This window comes from Cohnella phaseoli, from assembly GCF_003386235.1.
GTDB classification, from domain to species: Bacteria; Bacillota; Bacilli; order Paenibacillales; family Paenibacillaceae; genus Cohnella; species Cohnella phaseoli.
In genome coordinates, this window is the sequence record NZ_QRDZ01000039.1 from 74,074 (window position 1) to 93,561 (window position 19,488).

The 19,488-nt window shown below is 50.7% G+C and carries 16 protein-coding genes; 6 read left to right on the forward strand and 10 right to left on the reverse strand.

The genetic code is table 11. The features are described from left to right. Window positions 1-67: 67 nt before the first annotated feature. The 3 genes from DFP98_RS33305 to DFP98_RS33315 form a co-directional block, all read right to left on the reverse strand. The gene (locus DFP98_RS33305; protein WP_116064946.1) at window positions 68-391 is read right to left on the reverse strand and encodes a YflT domain-containing protein; all 324 of its coding nucleotides are present in this window, start codon (window positions 389-391) and stop codon (window positions 68-70) included. 170 nt (window positions 392-561) lie between these two features. Then, entirely contained in the window at window positions 562-1,026 is a 465-nt protein-coding gene (locus DFP98_RS33310) for a hypothetical protein (RefSeq protein ID WP_116064947.1), read from the reverse strand. Further along, window positions 1,027-1,515, reverse strand: coding sequence for a DUF948 domain-containing protein (locus DFP98_RS33315; protein ID WP_116064948.1), 489 nt, complete (start codon window positions 1,513-1,515; stop codon window positions 1,027-1,029). A gap of 174 nt (window positions 1,516-1,689) precedes the next feature. On the opposite strand from DFP98_RS33315, the gene DFP98_RS33320 reads away from it, so the two are divergent. The 4 genes from DFP98_RS33320 to DFP98_RS33335 all read left to right on the forward strand — a co-directional run bounded on the left by DFP98_RS33320 (window position 1,690) and on the right by DFP98_RS33335 (window position 5,645). After that, complete coding sequence (locus DFP98_RS33320; RefSeq protein WP_116064949.1) at window positions 1,690-1,854, forward strand: DUF1328 domain-containing protein; 165 nt, start codon at window positions 1,690-1,692, stop codon at window positions 1,852-1,854. A 335-nt stretch (window positions 1,855-2,189) separates the two neighbouring features. Continuing rightward, window positions 2,190-3,233, forward strand: coding sequence for a nucleotidyltransferase family protein (locus tag DFP98_RS33325; RefSeq protein ID WP_116064950.1), 1,044 nt, complete (start codon window positions 2,190-2,192; stop codon window positions 3,231-3,233). Next, a complete protein-coding gene (locus DFP98_RS33330) occupies window positions 3,230-4,411 on the forward strand; it encodes a glycosyltransferase family 4 protein (protein ID WP_116064951.1) in 1,182 nt (393 codons plus the stop codon). Before DFP98_RS33325 ends, DFP98_RS33330 begins: the two co-directional genes overlap by 4 nt. Beyond that, window positions 4,401-5,645: a hypothetical protein gene (locus tag DFP98_RS33335; protein WP_116064952.1), complete on the forward strand. Its 1,245-nt coding sequence runs from the start codon at window positions 4,401-4,403 to the stop codon at window positions 5,643-5,645. The genes DFP98_RS33330 and DFP98_RS33335 overlap by 11 nt, the downstream gene beginning before the upstream one ends. A 563-nt stretch (window positions 5,646-6,208) precedes the next feature. On the opposite strand, the gene DFP98_RS33340 is transcribed toward DFP98_RS33335, so the two are convergent. The 7 genes from DFP98_RS33340 to DFP98_RS33370 form a co-directional block, all read right to left on the reverse strand. Further along, window positions 6,209-8,278: a 3-keto-alpha-glucoside-1,2-lyase-like domain-containing protein gene (locus DFP98_RS33340; protein ID WP_181918104.1), complete on the reverse strand. Its 2,070-nt coding sequence runs from the start codon at window positions 8,276-8,278 to the stop codon at window positions 6,209-6,211. 35 nt (window positions 8,279-8,313) lie between these two features. After that, on the reverse strand, window positions 8,314-9,144 hold the full coding sequence (locus DFP98_RS33345) for a carbohydrate ABC transporter permease (RefSeq protein ID WP_116064954.1): 831 nt from the start codon (window positions 9,142-9,144) through the stop codon (window positions 8,314-8,316). Window positions 9,145-9,210: 66 nt separating this feature from the next. Next, a complete protein-coding gene (locus DFP98_RS33350) occupies window positions 9,211-10,065 on the reverse strand; it encodes a carbohydrate ABC transporter permease (protein WP_181918105.1) in 855 nt (284 codons plus the stop codon). A gap of 114 nt (window positions 10,066-10,179) precedes the next feature. After that, entirely contained in the window at window positions 10,180-11,514 is a 1,335-nt protein-coding gene (locus DFP98_RS33355) for an ABC transporter substrate-binding protein (RefSeq protein ID WP_116064956.1), read from the reverse strand. 33 nt (window positions 11,515-11,547) lie between these two features. Then, entirely contained in the window at window positions 11,548-14,160 is a 2,613-nt protein-coding gene (locus DFP98_RS33360; RefSeq protein ID WP_116064957.1) for a glucosidase family protein, read from the reverse strand. Window positions 14,161-14,285: 125 nt separating this feature from the next. After that, entirely contained in the window at window positions 14,286-15,200 is a 915-nt protein-coding gene (locus DFP98_RS33365; RefSeq protein ID WP_116064958.1) for an AraC family transcriptional regulator, read from the reverse strand. A 324-nt stretch (window positions 15,201-15,524) separates the two neighbouring features. Further along, complete coding sequence (locus DFP98_RS33370) at window positions 15,525-17,627, reverse strand: glycoside hydrolase family 36 protein (protein WP_116064959.1); 2,103 nt, start codon at window positions 17,625-17,627, stop codon at window positions 15,525-15,527. Window positions 17,628-18,077: 450 nt separating this feature from the next. Here DFP98_RS33370 and DFP98_RS38775 point away from each other — a divergent pair, with 450 nt between their 5' ends. After that, entirely contained in the window at window positions 18,078-18,305 is a 228-nt protein-coding gene (locus DFP98_RS38775) for an RNA-binding protein (RefSeq protein ID WP_147310319.1), read from the forward strand. A 380-nt stretch (window positions 18,306-18,685) separates the two neighbouring features. Then, the gene (locus DFP98_RS33380; RefSeq protein WP_116064961.1) at window positions 18,686-19,057 is read left to right on the forward strand and encodes a hypothetical protein; all 372 of its coding nucleotides are present in this window, start codon (window positions 18,686-18,688) and stop codon (window positions 19,055-19,057) included. Window positions 19,058-19,488 lie beyond the last annotated feature (431 nt).

Sequence of the window (19,488 nt, forward strand, 5' to 3'; positions counted from 1 at the left end):
ACCTTTAATCGATAATCTTCTAGTTCAACCCGGATCGCTTACGAGATAGCGTCATTCGGCTCCGGACTTAATGGCGAGCCATGATCAGAACTTTGCCTTTGTCCAATTCGGACTCATACATGTTCGCTTCCGACGAACTGAAGCCCATCGATTCGATCTTGCTGCGGAGAGCGTCTCCCCGGCTGCGGAATAAATTCGCCATCGCGTCGAACATTCCTTCTTCGGCTATACCCACCGTGTTCGTGTCGAAGGCGTCGGCCAGATGGCTCGTCCTCTCGGTCTCGTGCGCCAGCACATAGATTTCCTTCTCTCCGTACCCTTGGCGATGCAGATCGTTCACCACTCCGACGGCTTCCAATCCGTTGTTTACTAGTTTAGCATAGGCTTTCATTCTGCTCTCCTCCTTTTTTTCTCTGTCTCTTTAGGTGAACCCAAGAATCGAATGTTCATTGCATCGGTTCAACCTATACTTCTCATTTAACCAGGCTCTATTTATATGAAACAGAAGTTTGTCAACATTGTTCGAAAAAACGCAAATCGGGACGAAGCTGGCGCGCGAGGTCAGAATTCGGAACCGAAAAGGTCGAGCGAGACGAGCTTTCCTCTCTCGTCAACGAACACTTTAAGCGCTTCGGGGCCGTGGATCACGCCCCAGCCGTCTTCCGCCTCAAACTCCGGATTTCCGAGCGCGCGGCGCAAATCCGGCCCGGACATCGCCAGCTCGCGCCCGTTCAGATTGACCTTGTCGGCACGCGAAGTCACTTGCACAAAGCTGACTTCTCCGTCGCACAGCCCGGCGTTTCTGCCGCCCATATAGCTCCATATGACGCAATCGGGATACCATTCATCGGTTTCGACGGCATTGGGCTTGCCCCACGCAGCAATAACCTCGCTCTCCGTGTCTCCAAGCGAGACTCCGTCCAAATCCCATTGAGGAACAGCGGCGACGGCCGCCGAAGCGGTCGAATAAGACGCTGCCCCTCCATTTCCCATCAGTGAAAACAAAAGCAGCCAGGAGAACCACATTCAGTATCCCTCCTTCGCCTGCGGATACGGCCGTTTAGCCCGATAATCCTTGCCTTTCTTTAATCCGATCGCAAGTCGCGAGCCGATCGCCGCCCATTTCAGCCACTGCGGCGGCGTCGATTCGGCGGCGTGCTCCTGGGCCGACTCCGCTTGCTTCTGAAATCTATCGGTCCATTTCCGGGCCGCCTTGCGGGCCGTTCCGGTGACATCGCTCAGTATCGCTCCGACATCCTGAATCGCCGCAAAAAACGGATCGGTCGACTGCAGCTTGCCTTTCACATCAAAGGCGGCGTCGTTCACGCTGGAGGCCAGCTTTCCAACCTCTCCCCGCAGCTCCTCTACCGTTTGTTTAACTTCCTTCAGTGTAGACTCGGCGGCTAGAAGAGATTGCCTGGCAGTTCTAAGCAGCGCTATCAGAAACCCACATAGAAAAACAAAAGCCACTGCCGCAATCGCGGCGCTCATTGCCAAAATCTCTTGATTTCCCATATTTTATCTCCTCCGTCGACATCCGTCGTTACTATTCGTTAAACGTCTCCCCTGCTTCCGAAACAATCGGACGTATCGGATTCATTGTCGTCCATGGCGGGTAACGAGTCATTATCACAGGCTGCGGACCGGCTGAAAGCTGCTGGCAACCGCACACACAAGGAGGAGTTCAATATGTTATACTGGGCAGCTGTCTTTTTTATGGTGGCAATTGTGGCCGCTATTTTCGGATTCGGCGGTATCGTCAGCGCTGCGGCGGGGATCGCTAAAATTTTGTTTTTCGTCTTCCTGATTCTGTTTATCATCTCCCTGATCACGGGCAGACGCGGAAGAGTGTAACTCGCTCGACCGTTCTCCCGCTGGACAAGACGTCTGGATAAAGGTTGCAGTAAATGTATTTTTCGGGTAAAGTAGGCTTTAGCACGGAGTCCTCTCCCGCTAAGCCATGGTCGCTTGACGACGGGGTGATTTTCTCTTGATCGCAACAGTCTGACCGACTCTATTCCCGACACCTATTCATCCAACCGATTACAGACGCTTCCCTGCGCTTGAACGCGAACTGGGGGCGTCTTTTTATTTTCCGGGAGGTGATTGAGACTGCGGCGATTGCGGTAATAGGTTCACAGTTGACCCTACGGGGGGAACACATCAATCAAACGGAGGTTGATCCTATCATGAAAGCTTTACTTCTCGCCGGAGGATTGGGAACGAGACTTCGCCCCTTGACGGAACATCTTCCGAAGCCTATGGCCCTTGTGGGCAATCGGCCCTGGCTCGAGCATCTGCTCCTGCACTACAAAGAGCAAGGCGTGCAGGAGTTCGTAATCGCCGTAAAGCATTACCGCGAGCTCATCGAAAGCTATCTCGGCGACGGTTCCAAATATGGAGTGCGCATCGACTATTCGGTGGAAAAGGAGCTGCTTGGCACGGCGGGCGCAATCAAAAACGCCGAGCATCTGCTTAGCGACCGTTTTATTGTGGTGAATGCGGACATTATTCATCAAGTTAATCTGGCGGCGGCTTTGCGTTATCACGAGAAGCATGGAGGAGCTGCGACCATCTGCCTGACCGAGGTCGACGATCCTTCGCATTACGGCGTCGTCGAGCAGACGGACAACGGTCAAATCGTCCGTTTTATCGAAAAACCGAAAAAAGAAGAAGCACCGTCAAATCGGATCAACGCCGGCATATACATTATGGAGCGCAGAGCGCTGGACTACGTGCCCGCGGGCAAAGCCGTTTCCATCGAGAAGGAAACCTTTCCCTTGCTGATCGCCGAAAACAGCGGCGTGTACGGCCATCCTATCGGAGGCTATTGGATGGATATGGGCACCAAAGAACGTTACCGCCAGCTCCATTGGGATCTGCTCGATCGTCGCTTTCCCGTTCGCATCGACGGCAAGGAGATGGAGGACAAAGGCATCTGGCTCGGAGAGAACGTGCGCGTCGGTCAGGGCGTTCTGTTCGTCCCGCCGGTCATGATCGGCGACGACGTCTCGATCGGAGACCGGGCGATCATCGGTCCCTATGCCGTCGTCGGCAACGGAAGCCGCATCGGCAAGCAAGTCAGGCTGTCCAACTCGATTTTGTGGGATCGGTGCAAAATTCGCGCCGGCGCTCAGCTCAACGCCTGTATTTTCGGATCGGCCATGCAGGTCGGACCGCATATTTTGCACGAAGCTGTATGCAATCGCATTTTGGAGGTGCAACGCCGATGAATCCACGTCAGCCCCAGATCGCTTATGTCAGTACTTATATTCCGAAAAAATGCGGCCTGGCCACTTACACCCATCATCTCAGAGAAGCGATTTCCCATGCCAAGGGAGCTCGCGTCCCGGATCCGGTCATTACGATGTGCAATCCGGACGAACAGAGCGATTATCGCGAGCCCTGGATGCTGCCGCTCGTTAAGCAGGAACCGGGCGATTACTCCAGAGTTGCCGAGCTGATCAATCAAAGCTCCGTGGACGTCGTGTCCCTGCAGCATGAGTTCGGTATTTTCGGCGGCGAGGCCGGCTCGTCTGTGCTCCACTTTCTGGATCGGTTGAAAAAGCCTGTCGTGACGACCTTCCACACCGTGTTCGAGCATCCCGTCGAGCCTTACTCGCCGATCCAGCGCGAAATTGCCCACCGCAGCGATCATCTGATCGTCATGAACCGGAGAGGCATCGGCTACCTGCACGATAACTTTGAAATTCCGCTCGACAAAATTTCGTTTATTCCGCACGGCACTCCCGTTCCGAACAGGGCCGACCGCCTGAAGGTGCGGAAGGAAGCCCGTTGGGAAAATCGCAAGGTGCTGTTCACGTTTGGCCTGCTTGGGCGGAGCAAAGGGATCGAGCTGATTTTACGAGCGATGGCTTCCGCCGTTCAAGCCGTTCCGGAGCTGCTCTACGTCATTGCCGGACAGACCCATCCGGAGGTTCGCAGGCATGAAGGAGAAGCCTATCGCGACGAGTTGCGGGGGTTGATTCAAGAGCTCGGGCTGCAGCATCACGTTCAATGGATCGACCGCTATATGCCGGAGGAGGAGCTTGTCTCGTTCATTTCCGCCTGTGACCTGTATGTCACGCCGTATCCCGGCATGGGCCAGATTACGAGCGGTACGCTGGCTTATGCGGCCGGCCTGGGCAGACCAATCCTCTCGACGCCTTACATTTATGCGCTCGATCTGGTGCAAGGACGCGAGGAGATGCTGCTTCCATACGGAAACGCGGAGATTTGGAGCGCGAAGCTGATCGAGCTGTTTACTTACCCCGGGATGCTTGCGGATTGGGAGCGAGCCATCTCGGAAATCGGGCGAAGCATGCATTGGCCGCATGTCGGGGCGCAGCATTTGCGGCTGTTCCATCGCATGATTTCACAGCAAAGGGACAAAATTGCCGATGTCGTATAACGAGAGGACATTCCGTCAGACGGCGCTCCCTTCTTTCGCCCATCTGCGCCGCCTGACGGACGATACGGGACTGCTTGAACACGCCTTGGGCCGGATTCCCCGCCGGAGAGAAGGCTATACGACCGACGACAACGCCAGAGCGCTATGGACGGCGACGGAGTGGCTAAGCTTCGGAGAGCGGACGATCGGAGCGGAAAATGCAGCGGAGCTGGGCAGGTTGGCCGATGTGTATCTTGCGTTTATGCTGTGGGCCCAAGAGGATGGCGGATGGTTTCTGAACAATTTCGCTTACGATCGCACCCTTGAACCGGAGGAGATTTCCCACGATTGTCAAGGCCGGTCGATCTGGGCTTGCGCCGACGCCTGGATTCGACTGGAAGGTCCTCGGCGCGAGACGGCGCGAACGATCTTCGAACGCAGCCTGCCTACGTTCGGACGAATCGAGTCGCTGCGCGGCCAGGCGTTCGCGATGGCCGCCTGCGCCCATGTGCTGGAAGCTTCGCGCGACGGCGCGATCGACCTTCCGCTCGACGTGAAGAGTGAGATGCGGCACCATCTGGAGCGCCTGGAGGCGGTGCTCTGCCAGGCTTACCGCAACTTCTCCGCGCCGGACTGGCGCTGGTTCGAGCCGGCGATGACCTACAGCAACGGCGTTCTGCCGTGGGCGATGCTTCGCACGTATCGGTTCACGAAACGGCCGGAAACGTATCGGGTTGGCATCGAGAGCCTGGCGTTCCTCGTCGAAGCGATGACCGCCGAAGAAGGATGGCTGCGGCCGATCGGAAATGAGGGCTGGTGCACCAACGATTCGGGCGAGGTCAGTCGATGGGACCAGCAGCCGCTCGAGATGTTCAAGCTGGCGTTGGCGCTGGAGGAAGCGGCCGCTGTCGAGCGGCTGGTCGAGCACGAGGACGCCCGGCTTGTCGGCAGCGCGCGCGGACACGGCGCGGGCGATTCATCGGCGGACCGCGGCAGCCGCCGCCCCGCCGTGCTCGGCCGATCCGCGCTCGAAGACGGATTCGTCCTGGGAGAGGGGCAGCATTGCAGCTATGGCGCTCTGCGCGATATGTGCCGGGACTGGTTCTACGGCGCCAACGACCTGCGCGTGCCGGTCGCTGATCGCCGGGACGGAAGCTGCTGCGACGGTCTCACTCCGTACGGCCCGAACATTAACTGCGGCGCCGAAGCCGCGTTGTCGTATTTGATGACAGAGGCTCTCTGCCTTCGGAAGTAAAGTAGCTGCAAAAGGGGTTGTCCCCTAAGCCAACCAAGTTGCTCTGGAAGATAATCGATGAATAAGGTGAAGGTGTATATACCTTCCTCCGATGCTGTACGCTCCTGAAATCCGAATGGGTAAACCCGTTACGCGGTGATTTCAGGAGCGTATGAGGCAGTCTACGGGCTACGCTTGACCCACAACACTTCCAGATAATTCCTAGAAGTTATTCGTATACTTATCGAAGACGCTTTAGTGGCATACAATCCCTGATCTTGGTTGATTTATACGATTTTTCCTACAAACGTTCGTCGTTGGAGTCTGAGCCGAGTTGCTTTGTGCGGTTTTTCCTACAAACGTCCGCCGTTTAAGCCTGGTTCGAGCTGCTTTGTACGAATTTCCGACTAACTTCCCTGCGTAAGCTCATGTGTGCAAATAGATCCGCGTAAAAGTTTGATATCTAATAAATTGGAAACGTTGTGGGACATGATCAGGTCTACAGGAGGTACATGGCTTCTTTGATTATCGATCATCATGCAACTCTGCTTACGGGACAGCCGCAGTCCCTTTTGACGACCAACTTAATTAATCGCATCCACAGCGATGTTATCGAAGCGGGCGTGAACCCAACCCCATCTTAAGCCAACCGAACCTGAAGCAAACGAGCTGTCGGTTATACTTAATACCGGAGTGCTGGACCGGTTCAAGAACACCTTGATCGATGAGCCTTGCGCAACAACCTTGATATGATACCAGTTGTTATTGTCGATTGCGGCAGCAGCTTCTCCCAGAATCGAGTAGCCCGTTCCGTTAACCTTTTCAACATAAACCTTGTCCTGATAGGCTTTTAATCCGAATGCATACCCCGTATAGCCCGTCGAAGACGGATTAGAAACCCTGAATAATAATTGAGGATCGCCGTTATCTTCCGGATAAACGTCCGCTTCATATACGAAATCGCTAAAATTCGTATTGTCTGCGGTAGCAATGAAGCTGCCGCCGTTATTGGCTGCATACTCGCCGTCTTGTACGCTAAATCCTCCATTGCCGTAAGTCGTCCAGCCATTCGCATCGCCATCGTCGAAACTATCATAAAAAACAGCGTTGCTTTCATAGGCGATTACCGGCGACAAGTACGCACGATCAAAGTCGCTGGTTCCCAACTGAGTCGTTTTAAACTCGATGACATCACCTTGATTAACTGTAGTTAAAACGTTAAAAGATATGCCTCCGTAAAGGTCCGTATCGTTGGGGCCGATTTGAGCCCATGTCCCTGAATACGGATAGATCTGTTCTCCAGTGCTTCTATTCATAATGACCATCCCCACGCCATCGCCGCCTGGAACAGCCTTCCTGAAGTTCGTTTGGGACGATATCCTTATCTTCCCGGCTTTAGGCGCAGTCCATTGTCTGCTGGAATTGGATGTATCGGCTGAAACTTCGTCATGCCCAATCCACGTGGAACGCCCGCTTATCGATGATTTCCAACGGCCGTTGGCATTGTCCCATATCAAGTCCGAATAATTCCAGCCCTGCTCTTCCTGATAGCTAAATCCATTGACTCCCCCCTGCGAATGGCCGAAGTCAATGCTGGATGAGAAGAGATTATCGCTTGGCTGCCCGTTTATTATCATCTTCCCGATACTCGCAAACAGATTTTTCAAAGCAGGATCGTACCATTTACTCTCAGGCTTTACGGAATACTGATTAAAGCCGTCCCATTCATTATTAGGTATGATTCCGTCATGGAATGCCCATACCAACATGCCTACTACGCGCGGTTCGCCGAGCGCCATCTCCAGATTTTTCATCAGGTTAACCCTCATGCTGTTCTGCTGGCTTTCCATTGTGCCGTTCCAACCATGGTGGTAAGCCCCTACGGTAACCACCCATAAATCCTGATTTTTGGTCGCTTTACTTTTCAGAATGGATAAAGTGTGGGCCTGAAAACCTAAATTGCCATCCGGACCGTTATTGTCGAAAAATAAATATCCGTTATAGCCGTCAAAACCAACGTCGGTAACATCATCAAAGTAAGTGTCGCTAACCGGAGGCTGCGCATGCCCGAATGCTGCGGGATCGAAGGCTTCCAATCCCTCTATGACGATCCTTTTCTTATTTGGAAAGTCGTTCTTCACTAATAGACAGCCGGTCCGGAAGTCAGACTCCGTTATCCCCGCCAGATACGGCTCGTCAGAGATATAAAACCCGGCAATTTGGTCTTCATAGCCGCTGAGGACGTATTGTTTATAATCACTCCACCTCTGCAAATAATCAGCCCTCAGAGTGGACAGACCGTTCCCCAAATGTCCCCCAGGCGCCTTTTTAAACAATAGACCGTCAATGCTCTGGAAAATAACCATGTTTTTATCTTTTAGTTCCTGATAAAAGCTTCTTACTCTCGGTGCCATCTGCTGTACGGTTTCATCGCCGTTAATGAATGCCCATGACTGTACGTTTACATTCGTAATGCCGAGGTTATCTATATCATCGACGAAATTGAAACCTCCGTCGTGAAGCATTCCTTCTATCCCATAAAATCCAAAATACTTAAGATGCGACTGAGGAGTTACGGCATAGCTATTTACCGAACCTATACTCATCATAATAGCGATAAGAGCAACTACTAATGACGCGCTTTTTTTCAACATCCTTTTCTCCTCCATTCTTAATTTCAAATTTACCGTTACTTCAATCCGCTTATGAGCATACCTTTAGTCAAATACTTCTGAGCGAACAAGAACACCGCGGCCGTCGGGATCAAGCTGAGAAAAATACCGGCCAATACAACCGGATAGTTGGTCACATATTGTCCTCGGAAATAGGAGATCCCTACGGTTATCGTCATTTTCTCCGGCGAATTCAGGTAGATTAGCGGGTTGAGCAAATCGTTCCAATGGGCAATAAAATTGAGCACGGCCAACGTAGCTAACGACGCTTTAACGAGCGGAAGAAATATGGAGATGAAAATCCGAAACGGACTGCAGCCCTCCAGCTTGGCAGATTCGTATAAGGCGTCGGGAACGGACATCATATGCTGCCTTAGGAAAAATACGCCGAACGCAGAGCCTGTCCAACTGGGAAGAATAAGCGCCCATAAGCTATTCATCAATCCTGCCGACTTCATAATAATGAATAAAGGAATCATCGTCACAACGGAAGGAATCATCATCACAATAAGCACCATTGCAAATAACGTATCGCGGCCCTTGAAATGCAGCTTAGCGAACACGAAGGCTGACATGGCGCTGGCGAAGACGCCGCCTACCGTGGCCAAGACGGTTACAAATACGCTGTTCCTAAAGAAGGAAAGCATCGGTACTTCGGTTACAACTTTTACGTAATTGTCCCATGTCCAGTTTTTCGGAATGAAGTTGCTGCCGGAAATAATTTCGTAGCTGCTTTTAAAAGAGGAAAGCAATAGCCATAAAAACGGAAGAACGATGATCAAACCTAGTCCGAGCAGAATCATAAAGTAGAGCAGCTTAAGTGAATGTTTTTCATTAATTGTCTCCATCGGGTCCTCCTGTCATGGGAGTCTGACGGAGTCAAACTCGCAGGTCTGTCCTATTCGGCGCACTCGTTAAAGATCGTAATGTACCCATCTCTTCTGGACTTTTAATTGAACAACCGTAACGATTAAGATAACGACGATCAAAATATAGGACAATGCCGAGGCATAGCCCATGCGGAACCCTTGAAACGCTTCTTTGAAAATGTACTGCACAATCGTTAATGTCGAATTGGCCGGCCCGCTAAGCAGATAAACTTCGCCGAACATCTGGAATGCCGTTATGATCTGCGTAACAAGGATAAAAAAGGTAGTTGGCGTAACCAACGGGATCGTAATCTTCCACATCTGCTGGAATTTCGATGCTCCGTCCACCCGACTGGCTTCGTAATAATCCGTTGGGACGTTTTGCAGCCCTGCCAGGAAGAGCAATGCAATGTATCCCATTCCAACCCACAACGTCATAATCGCAATCGAGCTCATCGCATGGTTCTCATCCATCCAATATACTTTGGACAGTCCGAGACCTTGCAGCATCTGATTAAGAAATCCGTCGGCTCCGTACATATATCCCCATACCAAGGCGATGGCTACAACCGAGCAAGCTGTAGGGAAAAAGTAAGTGAGCCGAAAGAATTGGATGCCGCGCAGCTTCTGGTTTAACAACACCGCAAGCAGAAAGCCGAGAATGATCTTGGCCGGGATGGTGATGACCAGAAAGATCAGCGTATTGCTCATCGCTTTCCAGACCAGGTCGTCCTCTATTAGCGTTCGGTAATTGGATATGCCGATCCATTCCGCTTTGCGCACAATATCCCAGCTTGTAAAGCTCATAGTGAAACCGAATAAAGCGGAATAATAGACTAAACCAATGCCCACAAACAAAGGGATGAGCAAAATAAACGCCCATAACGCGTCCGGGCTCATACGCCTCTTCTTCTTTGCAGACTTTATTACATCCGCATTCTTGTGCATATCTCGCAAAAGTTGCACCGCCTTAAGTAGGGGATAGCCTTACTCAACTATCCCCTAGCCTGTAGATTATTGTTTCTCGAATTCTTTATTCACTTGTTCGTGGAGCGTCTCCAGTTCCTTTTTGATGTCCGCGTCCGGTCTTTCCATGATTTTCACGTCGGCATCCAGTTCCAACTGGCTAATTTCGAAAAACTTCTTCGTAAAGGCGTAACCGATTCCGTCGTTATTGACGCCTTCGAGGAAAACTTTAAAGTGTGCCGGTTTTTGAGCGGCAATTTCATTAATCAATGCGTCGTTAGCCAAGTCTTCTTTGAGCATGGGAACGCCGGTCGCCCGAAGCAGTTCTTGAGCTTGCTGGTTGTAGATGACAAATTGCATGAACTTCCATGCCGCATCCTTGTTTTTACTGTCTTGCGTAATGCTGAGCATATCCGGCCCGGCATACGTCTTCGTTTTCCCGTCTTTGCTCGGCATCGGCGCGATATCCCATTCAAAATCCTTAATGTCGCGATACACCGGGAAATTCCAGGCGCCGTTAATAGCCATCGCCACTTTGCCTGCCACGAACGGATCGATATTTTTGTCGAGATCCTTTGGATTTGGAGCTACCTTGTCTTTCCAAATGAGCTCGTGCAGCCACGTTTTGAAATTCAGCATCTCCGGCGAATTGTAATTGCTATGCAGCTTGTCCGCTGTCGTAGGCTCGGTGCCGAAAGCGCCTGCCAAACCGGCAGCCATCGAGAATGTAGGAACGGAGAAGCCAAATCTCTTATCGGTCGTCAATTTCTGTGCTGCAGCCTTGAATTCGTCGATGGTCCAGCCGTTTTCCGGATAATCGATACCCGCTTCCTTAAAAGCCGTCATATTCACAAACAAGGTCGCACCCGTAACGTGCCAAGGCAGCGCATATTGCTTAGGATTGTCTTTTGGCCATTGGCCTTCTACTAGAAGCGATTCGGAAAGCTGATCTTTGCGGTCGTTCGCGCTTAAATAATCGTCGAGCGGAGCAAGCTGATTTTTCTCGACATATCCGTAAACGATTCCTACATGCATGCCGATGACATCGGCGGCCGAATTCGAAGCGAGCTGGGTTTGCAGCTTCTGCCAGTATGCGCCCCATTCAAGCGGCTCAAATTCCACCGTAATGTTCGGATTCTCCGCTTGAAACCGACTGATGACGTTTTTCCAAATTTCCACATCGCCGGGACCGTACCAGGTCGAAAACCGAATCGTTGTTTTTTCTCCATCGTTCTTTGCAGCTGTCTGCGAGCTTGCCGGCGCTTGCGTTCCGCTGTTCGTTCCTGTATTGGCAGATTTGTTATTGGAAGAACAAGCCGCTAGTACAAGCGATAGAATCAGAATAAAACCGATTGATAAAACAGACATTTTTCTAAAACCCATGCTAATCCCGTCCCCTTTTTAGTGTTTGTATAATCAGAAATGCAACGTGATTTCAGCGCTTCCGGTAAACCGCTCCACTGTGACCGTTTCCCGGCCCGCAGCGTACGTTCCGCCCGTTACGCCGAATGGCTTCCTGCCTTCCGGATGCGGAATACGCAGGCAAAGCGAATCCGGTTTTCTGTCTGAGCTGCTGCTGATGCGGGCTATAATCACTCCTTTCTCTAGTTGCGATTCAACATGCAAAGAGATCGGACCGAAATAGGTTGCGACTTCGTTCAATTCAATCGATTTGCCATGCTCGAGCCATGCTCTTGGAATACCCGGCAGCAGGTTTAGCGTCCGACCGGATTCCATATAAAGCATCCAGCGCGTTTGCAGCAGGAACCAGCCTTCTTCATGCGTTTTATGCGGGCTGGCATGCCAGTAATGCTCCCAGAACGTATACGTTTCACGATCGGCCAATCCCGCGAAGCCGTTATAATAGGCTTTCAGGAACGGTTTTACTTCTCCCCGCAGCAGATGCACGAAGGGGTGAATGCTATAGTACGGTTGACTTAAAGCGACATTCCTCATGCACATCAGTTCATTGTGAAATTGAAGTAAAAATTGAGCCGATTGCTCGTCTGCCTGCAATACTTCTTGAAATACGAGATACAGGGGGCCGAGCAGCGAGTCGCGAGCAACGACAGATCCATGCGTTAACCACTTGGCACTCTCCGCATACAGGGAAAGCGGGCCTCTGTGTTCAACCCATGGGGGCGCAGTAGGCACCCATGTACCGTCGGCAAGCGGCACAACCGGCGACAATGCCATCGCCTGGTGAAAGCCCTCGCGGATATTCGTCTTTAGCTCCTCGGCAAACTCGCCGATTTGTGCCGCTTTGACCGGATCGGAAGCCGCCAGCATTTCCGCCAACCGACTCACTCCGATGTAAGCGTATCCATTTAACATGAAGGAATGAAACGGATCTTCCGGGTCTGCCGTTTTCCCTTCCAACATGCCGTAGCCTTTGCCCCTTAGCTGCTCTGTCCTATTTCGCTCTCGCCATGCGACGATATAGTCGTAAGCTTTTAACAAATTCTCTTTGATTTGCGCAAGCCAAACCTCGTCGCGCGTATAGCGATAATGTTCTCCAAAGCTCCATAACGCGGCGCCCGTCTCAAGCATGTATCCGCCGAAATTCTGAATGAACCCGTCCTCATGCTGCTTGTCCAAAAAAAACTGCAGAGACCTTGCCGCTACGTCGTGCCCCCCCATAGATTCCATAAACTGAATGATCGGAGCGCTCTCCGAGCCGATTGCCGTATAGACGCCGATCGTCGGGACGATCGTCCCTTCGGGCTCTATTCCGTAGGAAACCAGGTCGAGGTGAAGCAATCCGGCGCGGATCATTTCGTCCAGCCGCTGCTCCGGAACCCGAATGCGAGCGGCGCGGTCGAGTTTGCCTTTCCAGAAGCTGCGACATTCTTCCAGCCGCGAGGAGAAGCTTTGCTTGATTAGCCGTTCAGCTCTCAGATGAGATATCGGGCGATGCGGCAAGAAAAATTCGAAGACGGCCGTTTCGCCGGGAAGGATGAGAATGGCCGTTTCCTCTTCCGTAAGCGGTTCTCCGTTTAACTTGGATACGCAGCAGACGCGATCACTCGAATATTGTACAAAACCGCTGAGATTATCGAATGTGTAATGCTTGTCGTTATTCATCATAATTGCGTTAGGCACCGGATTCTTAAACCAGGCATATCGAGGTACCCGCGCCGTATTCGTCGCTGTTGCCCGGAAGTAGAGCACTGTCTCCTCATCCGGATTTAATTCGTTTGGCAGCAGCTGTTCCCGTTTCGCCGTTTGCTCTTCATTAAGCATATGTCCAAATCCATAGCCATCCGCTACCAAGTAATGCGAACCGCGAAGCGTCTGCTCGTTAAGCGGATTTGACTCGTACGAAGCGAAAGATACAGTTCGATAGGTGATGTCGTCATCCACAATGGTCGAGTGCAAAATAGGCAGTACGCCTTCCTCAAGCCTTCTTGATATATTTTCAACGCAACCGATTCCGCGCCCTAACATAAAACGATAGCGTACGGCTTGATCCTCCAGCTCGGTCAGCGCAGTTTCAAAACCGTGAAACCTTGGCTGTACCCAATCCCACAGCAGCTCTTCTCCGCCGACTCCCCTGAAACCGATCCCGAAGATTCGAATATCGCGGGATAAGCCTAGCCAAGTCTGGGCTGGCAGATCCCGTGTGCAAGCCGCGGCATTCTCGAAGTTTTCCTCCGGTTCCGCTTCGATTTTCTGCAATTGGTTAAGCAGCCCTTGAGCATGAGTGTCCCGTTCAATCTGTTCGTATGAACGCTCGTCCGTCTGTTCGGTAACCATGACACCGTAAGCCGGAATGTAGATCGGATACTGCTCGTGGACATCAAGCAAGAAAAAACTGAAAGGATGGTTGTCCGTCGAGACCGTCACGATCGGCTTTTTATTCGCTGCTCTTGAAGATAAATCTACCGAAATCGTCAACCTTGCCGCTCTGCCGTCAATAGCAAAGCTGCCTTGGGAAATTGTACCGCTCCCCTTGACGATCGCTTCATGGATAACGGTTCCCCCGTCTACTGCAATTGTTCCGTCTACAGGTCCTTCTTTCCATTCCACTGCGATATGTTTGATCAGACCTGAACACTCCTCTCTATCGTTCCGAACTTTGATCCGTTTGAACTGTTATAAGTGTAGCAAGCGCACCTTAGAAAGCGTTACCAAAATTATGACTTGTTCCGTTTTTAGCTGTCATGAATTATCACCGGTTTATACTTGAAACGTTGCTTATCCACAGAATTGCGGTAGGTTACCGGCGTCCAGCCCGTATATTGTTTAAATAAGGAATGAAAATGTTGCCGGCTCCCCATTCCGACATATTCGGAAATATCAATAATCGGACTATCGGTTCTCAACAACAGCATTTTGGCCTTCTCCATCCGCAGGGATGTCAAGTATTCCGTAATCGTCGAACCGGTAACGGATTTAAAGATACGTTGAAGATAGCCCACATGCAGGTTAACATGAGCGGCGATCTCTTTAACGCGTATTTGACGATCGTAATTATGCTGCAAATACTCTATGCACTTCTTAATATAGTAGTTCGTCTGCGGCTGCCCTTCCTTGGATTGTTCCCAGAGCCGGGAAATACGGATCAACAGCTGCATGAATAATATTCTCGCCATCGCCCCGTCTTCCGAATATTGGTTGTCCAGTTCAAGCACGAGACTTTTTAGCACATGGTACAGTTCATCCGGGTCGGCCAGCAGCAAATAAGGACCCTGGAAGCGGACAAGGGCTGCAAACGATTCTTCCTTCTCCGCCAGCTCCTTCATGGAAGGAAAGATATCTTGGCGTTTAGTGAAGTGAAATTCTACATTTAACATTCTGCAGGCGATTTCATCCACGATGAGTCGATGAGGGACATTCCCGTCCAGCAAAATGAATTCGCCCTTTTTCAGTTCCACGCGATCCGTTACGCCATTTGCCAGTTTAAGCTCGACAAAGCATTCTCCGCTGATCACGTACATAATTTCCGTCAAATTGTGATGATGGAAATTCATCGATAGATTCTGATATTGCTTAAAGTAGTAGGCCATAATTTGAGGCTCGTAATCCTGCTGCAGCAGATTAGGTTGGAACAACGATCCGATTTCCATTTTCGTATCGATCCTTTCCAGCAAATTTAGTCTTATTTTGTATGAAGATTGTATCTAGGGCGTGTATGCATACTCTGAGGATAGCAGATTTTGCCGAATTTTCGTTCCTTGCAAGGAACTTTTGTGAAGGCGTACCGGGGGTACGTCAAGCAAAAGTGACGATGCAGGGGGCGAAAAGGCGGTGAAAGATGCCCCTGAGCGGGTTTGCATACACGACCTAGCACAATAGACTAAAGTTCAATGCCCGGAAGTTCGCAGCTATTAAAAGAGCCCCCCTACTTGCCATACAGGCAAAGCGGAAGGCGATTAAATTCAGGCAAAAATTCACTTCTCTATCAGCAATTCAAAAAGTCTAGCGCTATGGATCGACGGCATGGATATCGTTAATTTCCCGGATTCCCGATCCCAATGCCAGTCGCAATCTTGTCGTTGCGGGTATCCGCAACGAATTGCAGTTGTCTTATGTTTTAACTCCGGTAACAGCAATTCGACGGTATCTTCATCGCTTTCCAGACGCCATACCGCCAAGTATGCCGTAGACTCGCAGCGCAGCCCCAGACTTAACCATGAATCACCGTACGAAGGCAGCCCCAGCGGCCAAAATGGCAAACCAACTGCCAGCTCATTTCGGATTTTTTTATAAAATTCCAATCCTTCTCGAATGAGTTCGAAGCGATTCGGCGAAATTTCCGCCAAATGCCCGCTCTGGTGTACTCTCATCAGCATGCAATTGACGAGGTTGAAAATAACTTCTTCCTCGGTGCCGTCCCTGAGCGGATAAGACCAGACCGCACATTGCTCGGGGGTTAGAGCCGCCGGAGCTCCTGCAACAATAGCGGCATATTTGCGATAATCCGTCTGATCGCTGCTCGACTGGATGCTAAGGCGGCTAAGCAGCGCATAATCCATGCGCATTCCCCCGCTTGCGCAGTTTTCGATGACGAGCTCGGGATAACGCTCGAATACGTTGTCGAGCCACTGCAGATAGGCGCGATTATGCTGGAGAAGACCGTCGCCGAAGCTATCCGCGTCAATCTCGGTGCCGATTCCTGCATTAATGTTGTAGTCCATTTTGATATAACCGATTCCCAGTTCCCCAATAAGCCGATCCATCACTTCATCCGCATACTTCACCACTTCGGGATTGCGATAATCCAATTGGTAGCGGCCGTGATCGATCACCCGTTCTCCATGCCGTACGAAAAACCAGTCGTCGCTTACTTGGCTCGCAAGCGGACACCGAATCCCCATCACTTCAAGCTCCAGCCATAAACCCGGAACCATCCCCTTACTGCGAATATAGTCCGTAACTTCTTTTAATCCGCCGGGAAAGCGCTGCTGCGAAGGCTCCCATAACCCAACTGAATCCCACCAGTCCCCGTCCGTATACCAGCCGGCGTCGATGCAGTAATATTCACACCCCGCCTTGGCGGAGGCATCGACCAAAGGTATGATTTTCTCCGTCGTCGGATCGGCGAACAGACAGTTCATGTAGTCATTGAAAATAACGGGAAGTCGTTCATTGTCCCTGTTGGGCCGTCTGATCGCCCGACGATAGCGAGTAAGCTGGCCGACCGCCTGTTCAAAGCCGCCTTTGACAATACCGACGCCAACCGGAACCGCTACAAACGTCTCCCCCGGCGCAAGCTTTTTCCACCAATGATTTTCATTTTCCGTCGGCCCGCTAAGCTGCAAGTACAGTTGGTTCGCCGCATCGCTAATCTCCCAATGCCAGGAGCCGTTGTGTTCGATTTGCCAGATTAAGGCGGTACCCTGAGCGCTATTCTCGAAGCATCCCATCGGAATGAAGCCCTCGGACGACCATGTTCCTGAAGTGCTGTAAGAAAGCCGCTTCAAGGACGAGTTGTTCGCCCGCGTCAATCCGAGTTCCGGCATCGTATGGCTTCTCCACTGCATTTCGCCATGCCACGTATTATGCGCGACAGATAGACGGCCCTGATGTTCCCAACTCGTATCCCCTCCCTTGGCGATACCTGTCAAGGCGAAGGAAGAGATATATTCAAGCGCGATAGAGCTATTCGAGTGATTCACGACTTCAGTCCAGGCACGTACGACCGGGATTTGATCGAAAAACTGGTAATGCACCGTCACGACTAGCCCGTCATCCTCCATAACGATTTCCAGCTTGCGGCCATGGGCATTGCGTCCGTCGTGGTGAGTTACATATTTCAACCGGTAACCAGGCAATGTGCCCGTATATTTGGAGCCGTGATGATCGTCCTGATTCAGACCCGTTGCCTGAATTTCGACAATGCGAAACTTGCGCCGAACCTCTTCGGCTTCAAGCTTATCTGCGACTGGCGGAAACGGCGAGAAATGCAGCAATCGAACATCTCTGCTATCCGTAACTTCCGCTTCGAAATACAGTCCATTTTCATGTATGGAAATATTGGCAAACTGCTTCATAAATCCTCCTTAATAATTGCAGCAATGCTGTCAATTCGCTGATGGTGTCGGGACGAGCAAAGTAGAGGACACTAACATTCCTCCGCTATGAATGCGTAAAGCGCTCCCCCTTGTTTCTTCCAATTGAATTGTAGCAAGGAAGCTAAAGTAAGCGTTATCGCAATTGTGACTTCTTTGGATTCCCATTGTCAGCGATTATCACTTTAGTGAGGGGGAATTAGGGGACATTGCGGAGATTACGGATTCAGCAAAAAACTACGACGGATTGTCGGCGCTTCTTGTCTGATAGAAGACGATTTCATAACTAGGTGCTGCGGCGTATCAGCGCACGTAAATAAACCATCTCAGAATCTTTTGAAATCAACTACGAATTGCCAACGACAAGCCATACATCTGTGGACGCGATTACCGGCGTCGATGTGGTCAGGGCAGCGGAACTCACCGCCGGGATTGGAGATATACAAGATTCAAGATAGCCGACAAGCTGGTGCGGTACGCCGGCATTGTTCCGATCTTCGCCGGTTCCAGCGGCAAGGCCGCTACTACAAGAGCACGCAAGGCGACCGCTCCTTGCACAACATCTTCATGCCGCTGGCGAACCGGCAGCTTGTCGTTCACCGAGGAACGACAAGGCCGCGCAATCCTGGGTTTCTCGAATACTTCCACCGCAAGATATAGAGCACAGCCCAAGCGAAGGCGCGGGAGCCAATTTTTTAAATTTATAAGAGGCTCCCGCAAACAACTCAAAATGGTATAAAAATCCTTAAAGAAATGCTATTTTAGGGGTAGTGTTCTATAGCCCTAATAATGGGGATGCTTAATTGAACTACATTATGGGATATCAAGAGTGGGGCAACTGATATCGGCTTTTCAAGACCCAAATACAGGGCTCTACTGGGCTAGAGATACAGAAGGTCATGGTAGTTCCGCTTACAAAGTTTTTGAAAAGCGAGGTAATGAACTTCGCTGGGTTACAGATTCTGATGAATACTGTAACTACATAAATAAACACAAAGGGCCAACGGGATTAAGAATAAAATAGAAGGAGTTGTCTCAAAGTGTACTTAGCCAATGATGCTGCTTTAAAGTTAGAAGAGTTGGGATTTTCAAAAACATATTATGAAAATGAAATAGCGCCTTTTGATTTCTATGAATATGACAAACAAGAATGGGTAATCGGTGGGTGTGTTGTTCCATATGGAAACTTGTTAGCGCCAAATCATATTTATGAACAAGGTACTTGGCTACCAAGTTTGTGTGATCTAATGTACTGGCTTGCAGATAAGGGATACACATATACATTGGAGTGTAAAGAACGGGGACATGGTTTTGTTGTTCGAGTTACTGATAGTTCAGGAAAAATTATTAAAGGGAAAGGCGGAACTGCTGAATATGCACTTTTTAAAGCAATTGAACAGATTCTAGGTTAAATTTGTATGTAACTCCAAACCACATGCGAGCATAACAACTCCCATGTGGTTTCTTTGCGCCTTGATACTCCCTTATTGTATGCCATCCTGCGGGCAACGAATCTACAGTCGGCAGCCAATGGCACGGCTGTTACCCAGCCAATAATTCTAACCCCAGCCTTGCGGCAGCCGCGCCCTTAACCCGAACCGGATGAAACAAACGGCTTGCCCGCTGTTGATTCATGAGTCGCAGGGCGGCTTACAGCCTTTCAGGACGTTGAAGACAGAAACTCTGTCCAACGAAAATGAAAGGCTGCAAGCCACTCCTGCGGGGGGGGGGGGGGGGGGGGGGGGTGGGGGTGTGAAAAAAATTTAATATAGAGAGAAAAAAAAAAAAAACGGGGAAAAAGTGTGGAAAAAAAAAAAAAAAACATTTTTCAGGGGTTTGTTGG

Bases quoted from the DNA above. Each gene is read 5' to 3' on its own strand.
- DFP98_RS33365 (WP_116064958.1), bottom strand. From the start codon at position 15,200: ATGGAAATCGGATCGTTGTTCCAACCTAATCTGCTGCAGCAGGATTAC.
- DFP98_RS33330 (WP_116064951.1), top strand. From the start codon at position 3,230: ATGAATCCACGTCAGCCCCAGATCGCTTATGTCAGTACTTATATTCCG.
- DFP98_RS33320 (WP_116064949.1), top strand. From the start codon at position 1,690: ATGTTATACTGGGCAGCTGTCTTTTTTATGGTGGCAATTGTGGCCGCT.
- DFP98_RS33315 (WP_116064948.1), bottom strand. From the start codon at position 1,515: ATGGGAAATCAAGAGATTTTGGCAATGAGCGCCGCGATTGCGGCAGTG.
- DFP98_RS33325 (WP_116064950.1), top strand. From the start codon at position 2,190: ATGAAAGCTTTACTTCTCGCCGGAGGATTGGGAACGAGACTTCGCCCC.
- DFP98_RS33370 (WP_116064959.1), bottom strand. From the start codon at position 17,627: ATGAAGCAGTTTGCCAATATTTCCATACATGAAAATGGACTGTATTTC.
- DFP98_RS33355 (WP_116064956.1), bottom strand. From the start codon at position 11,514: ATGGGTTTTAGAAAAATGTCTGTTTTATCAATCGGTTTTATTCTGATT.
- DFP98_RS33335 (WP_116064952.1), top strand. From the start codon at position 4,401: ATGTCGTATAACGAGAGGACATTCCGTCAGACGGCGCTCCCTTCTTTC.
- DFP98_RS33310 (WP_116064947.1), bottom strand. From the start codon at position 1,026: ATGTGGTTCTCCTGGCTGCTTTTGTTTTCACTGATGGGAAATGGAGGG.
- DFP98_RS33345 (WP_116064954.1), bottom strand. From the start codon at position 9,144: ATGGAGACAATTAATGAAAAACATTCACTTAAGCTGCTCTACTTTATG.
- DFP98_RS33305 (WP_116064946.1), bottom strand. From the start codon at position 391: ATGAAAGCCTATGCTAAACTAGTAAACAACGGATTGGAAGCCGTCGGA.
- DFP98_RS33340 (WP_181918104.1), bottom strand. From the start codon at position 8,278: ATGTTGAAAAAAAGCGCGTCATTAGTAGTTGCTCTTATCGCTATTATG.
- DFP98_RS33350 (WP_181918105.1), bottom strand. From the start codon at position 10,065: ATGAGCCCGGACGCGTTATGGGCGTTTATTTTGCTCATCCCTTTGTTT.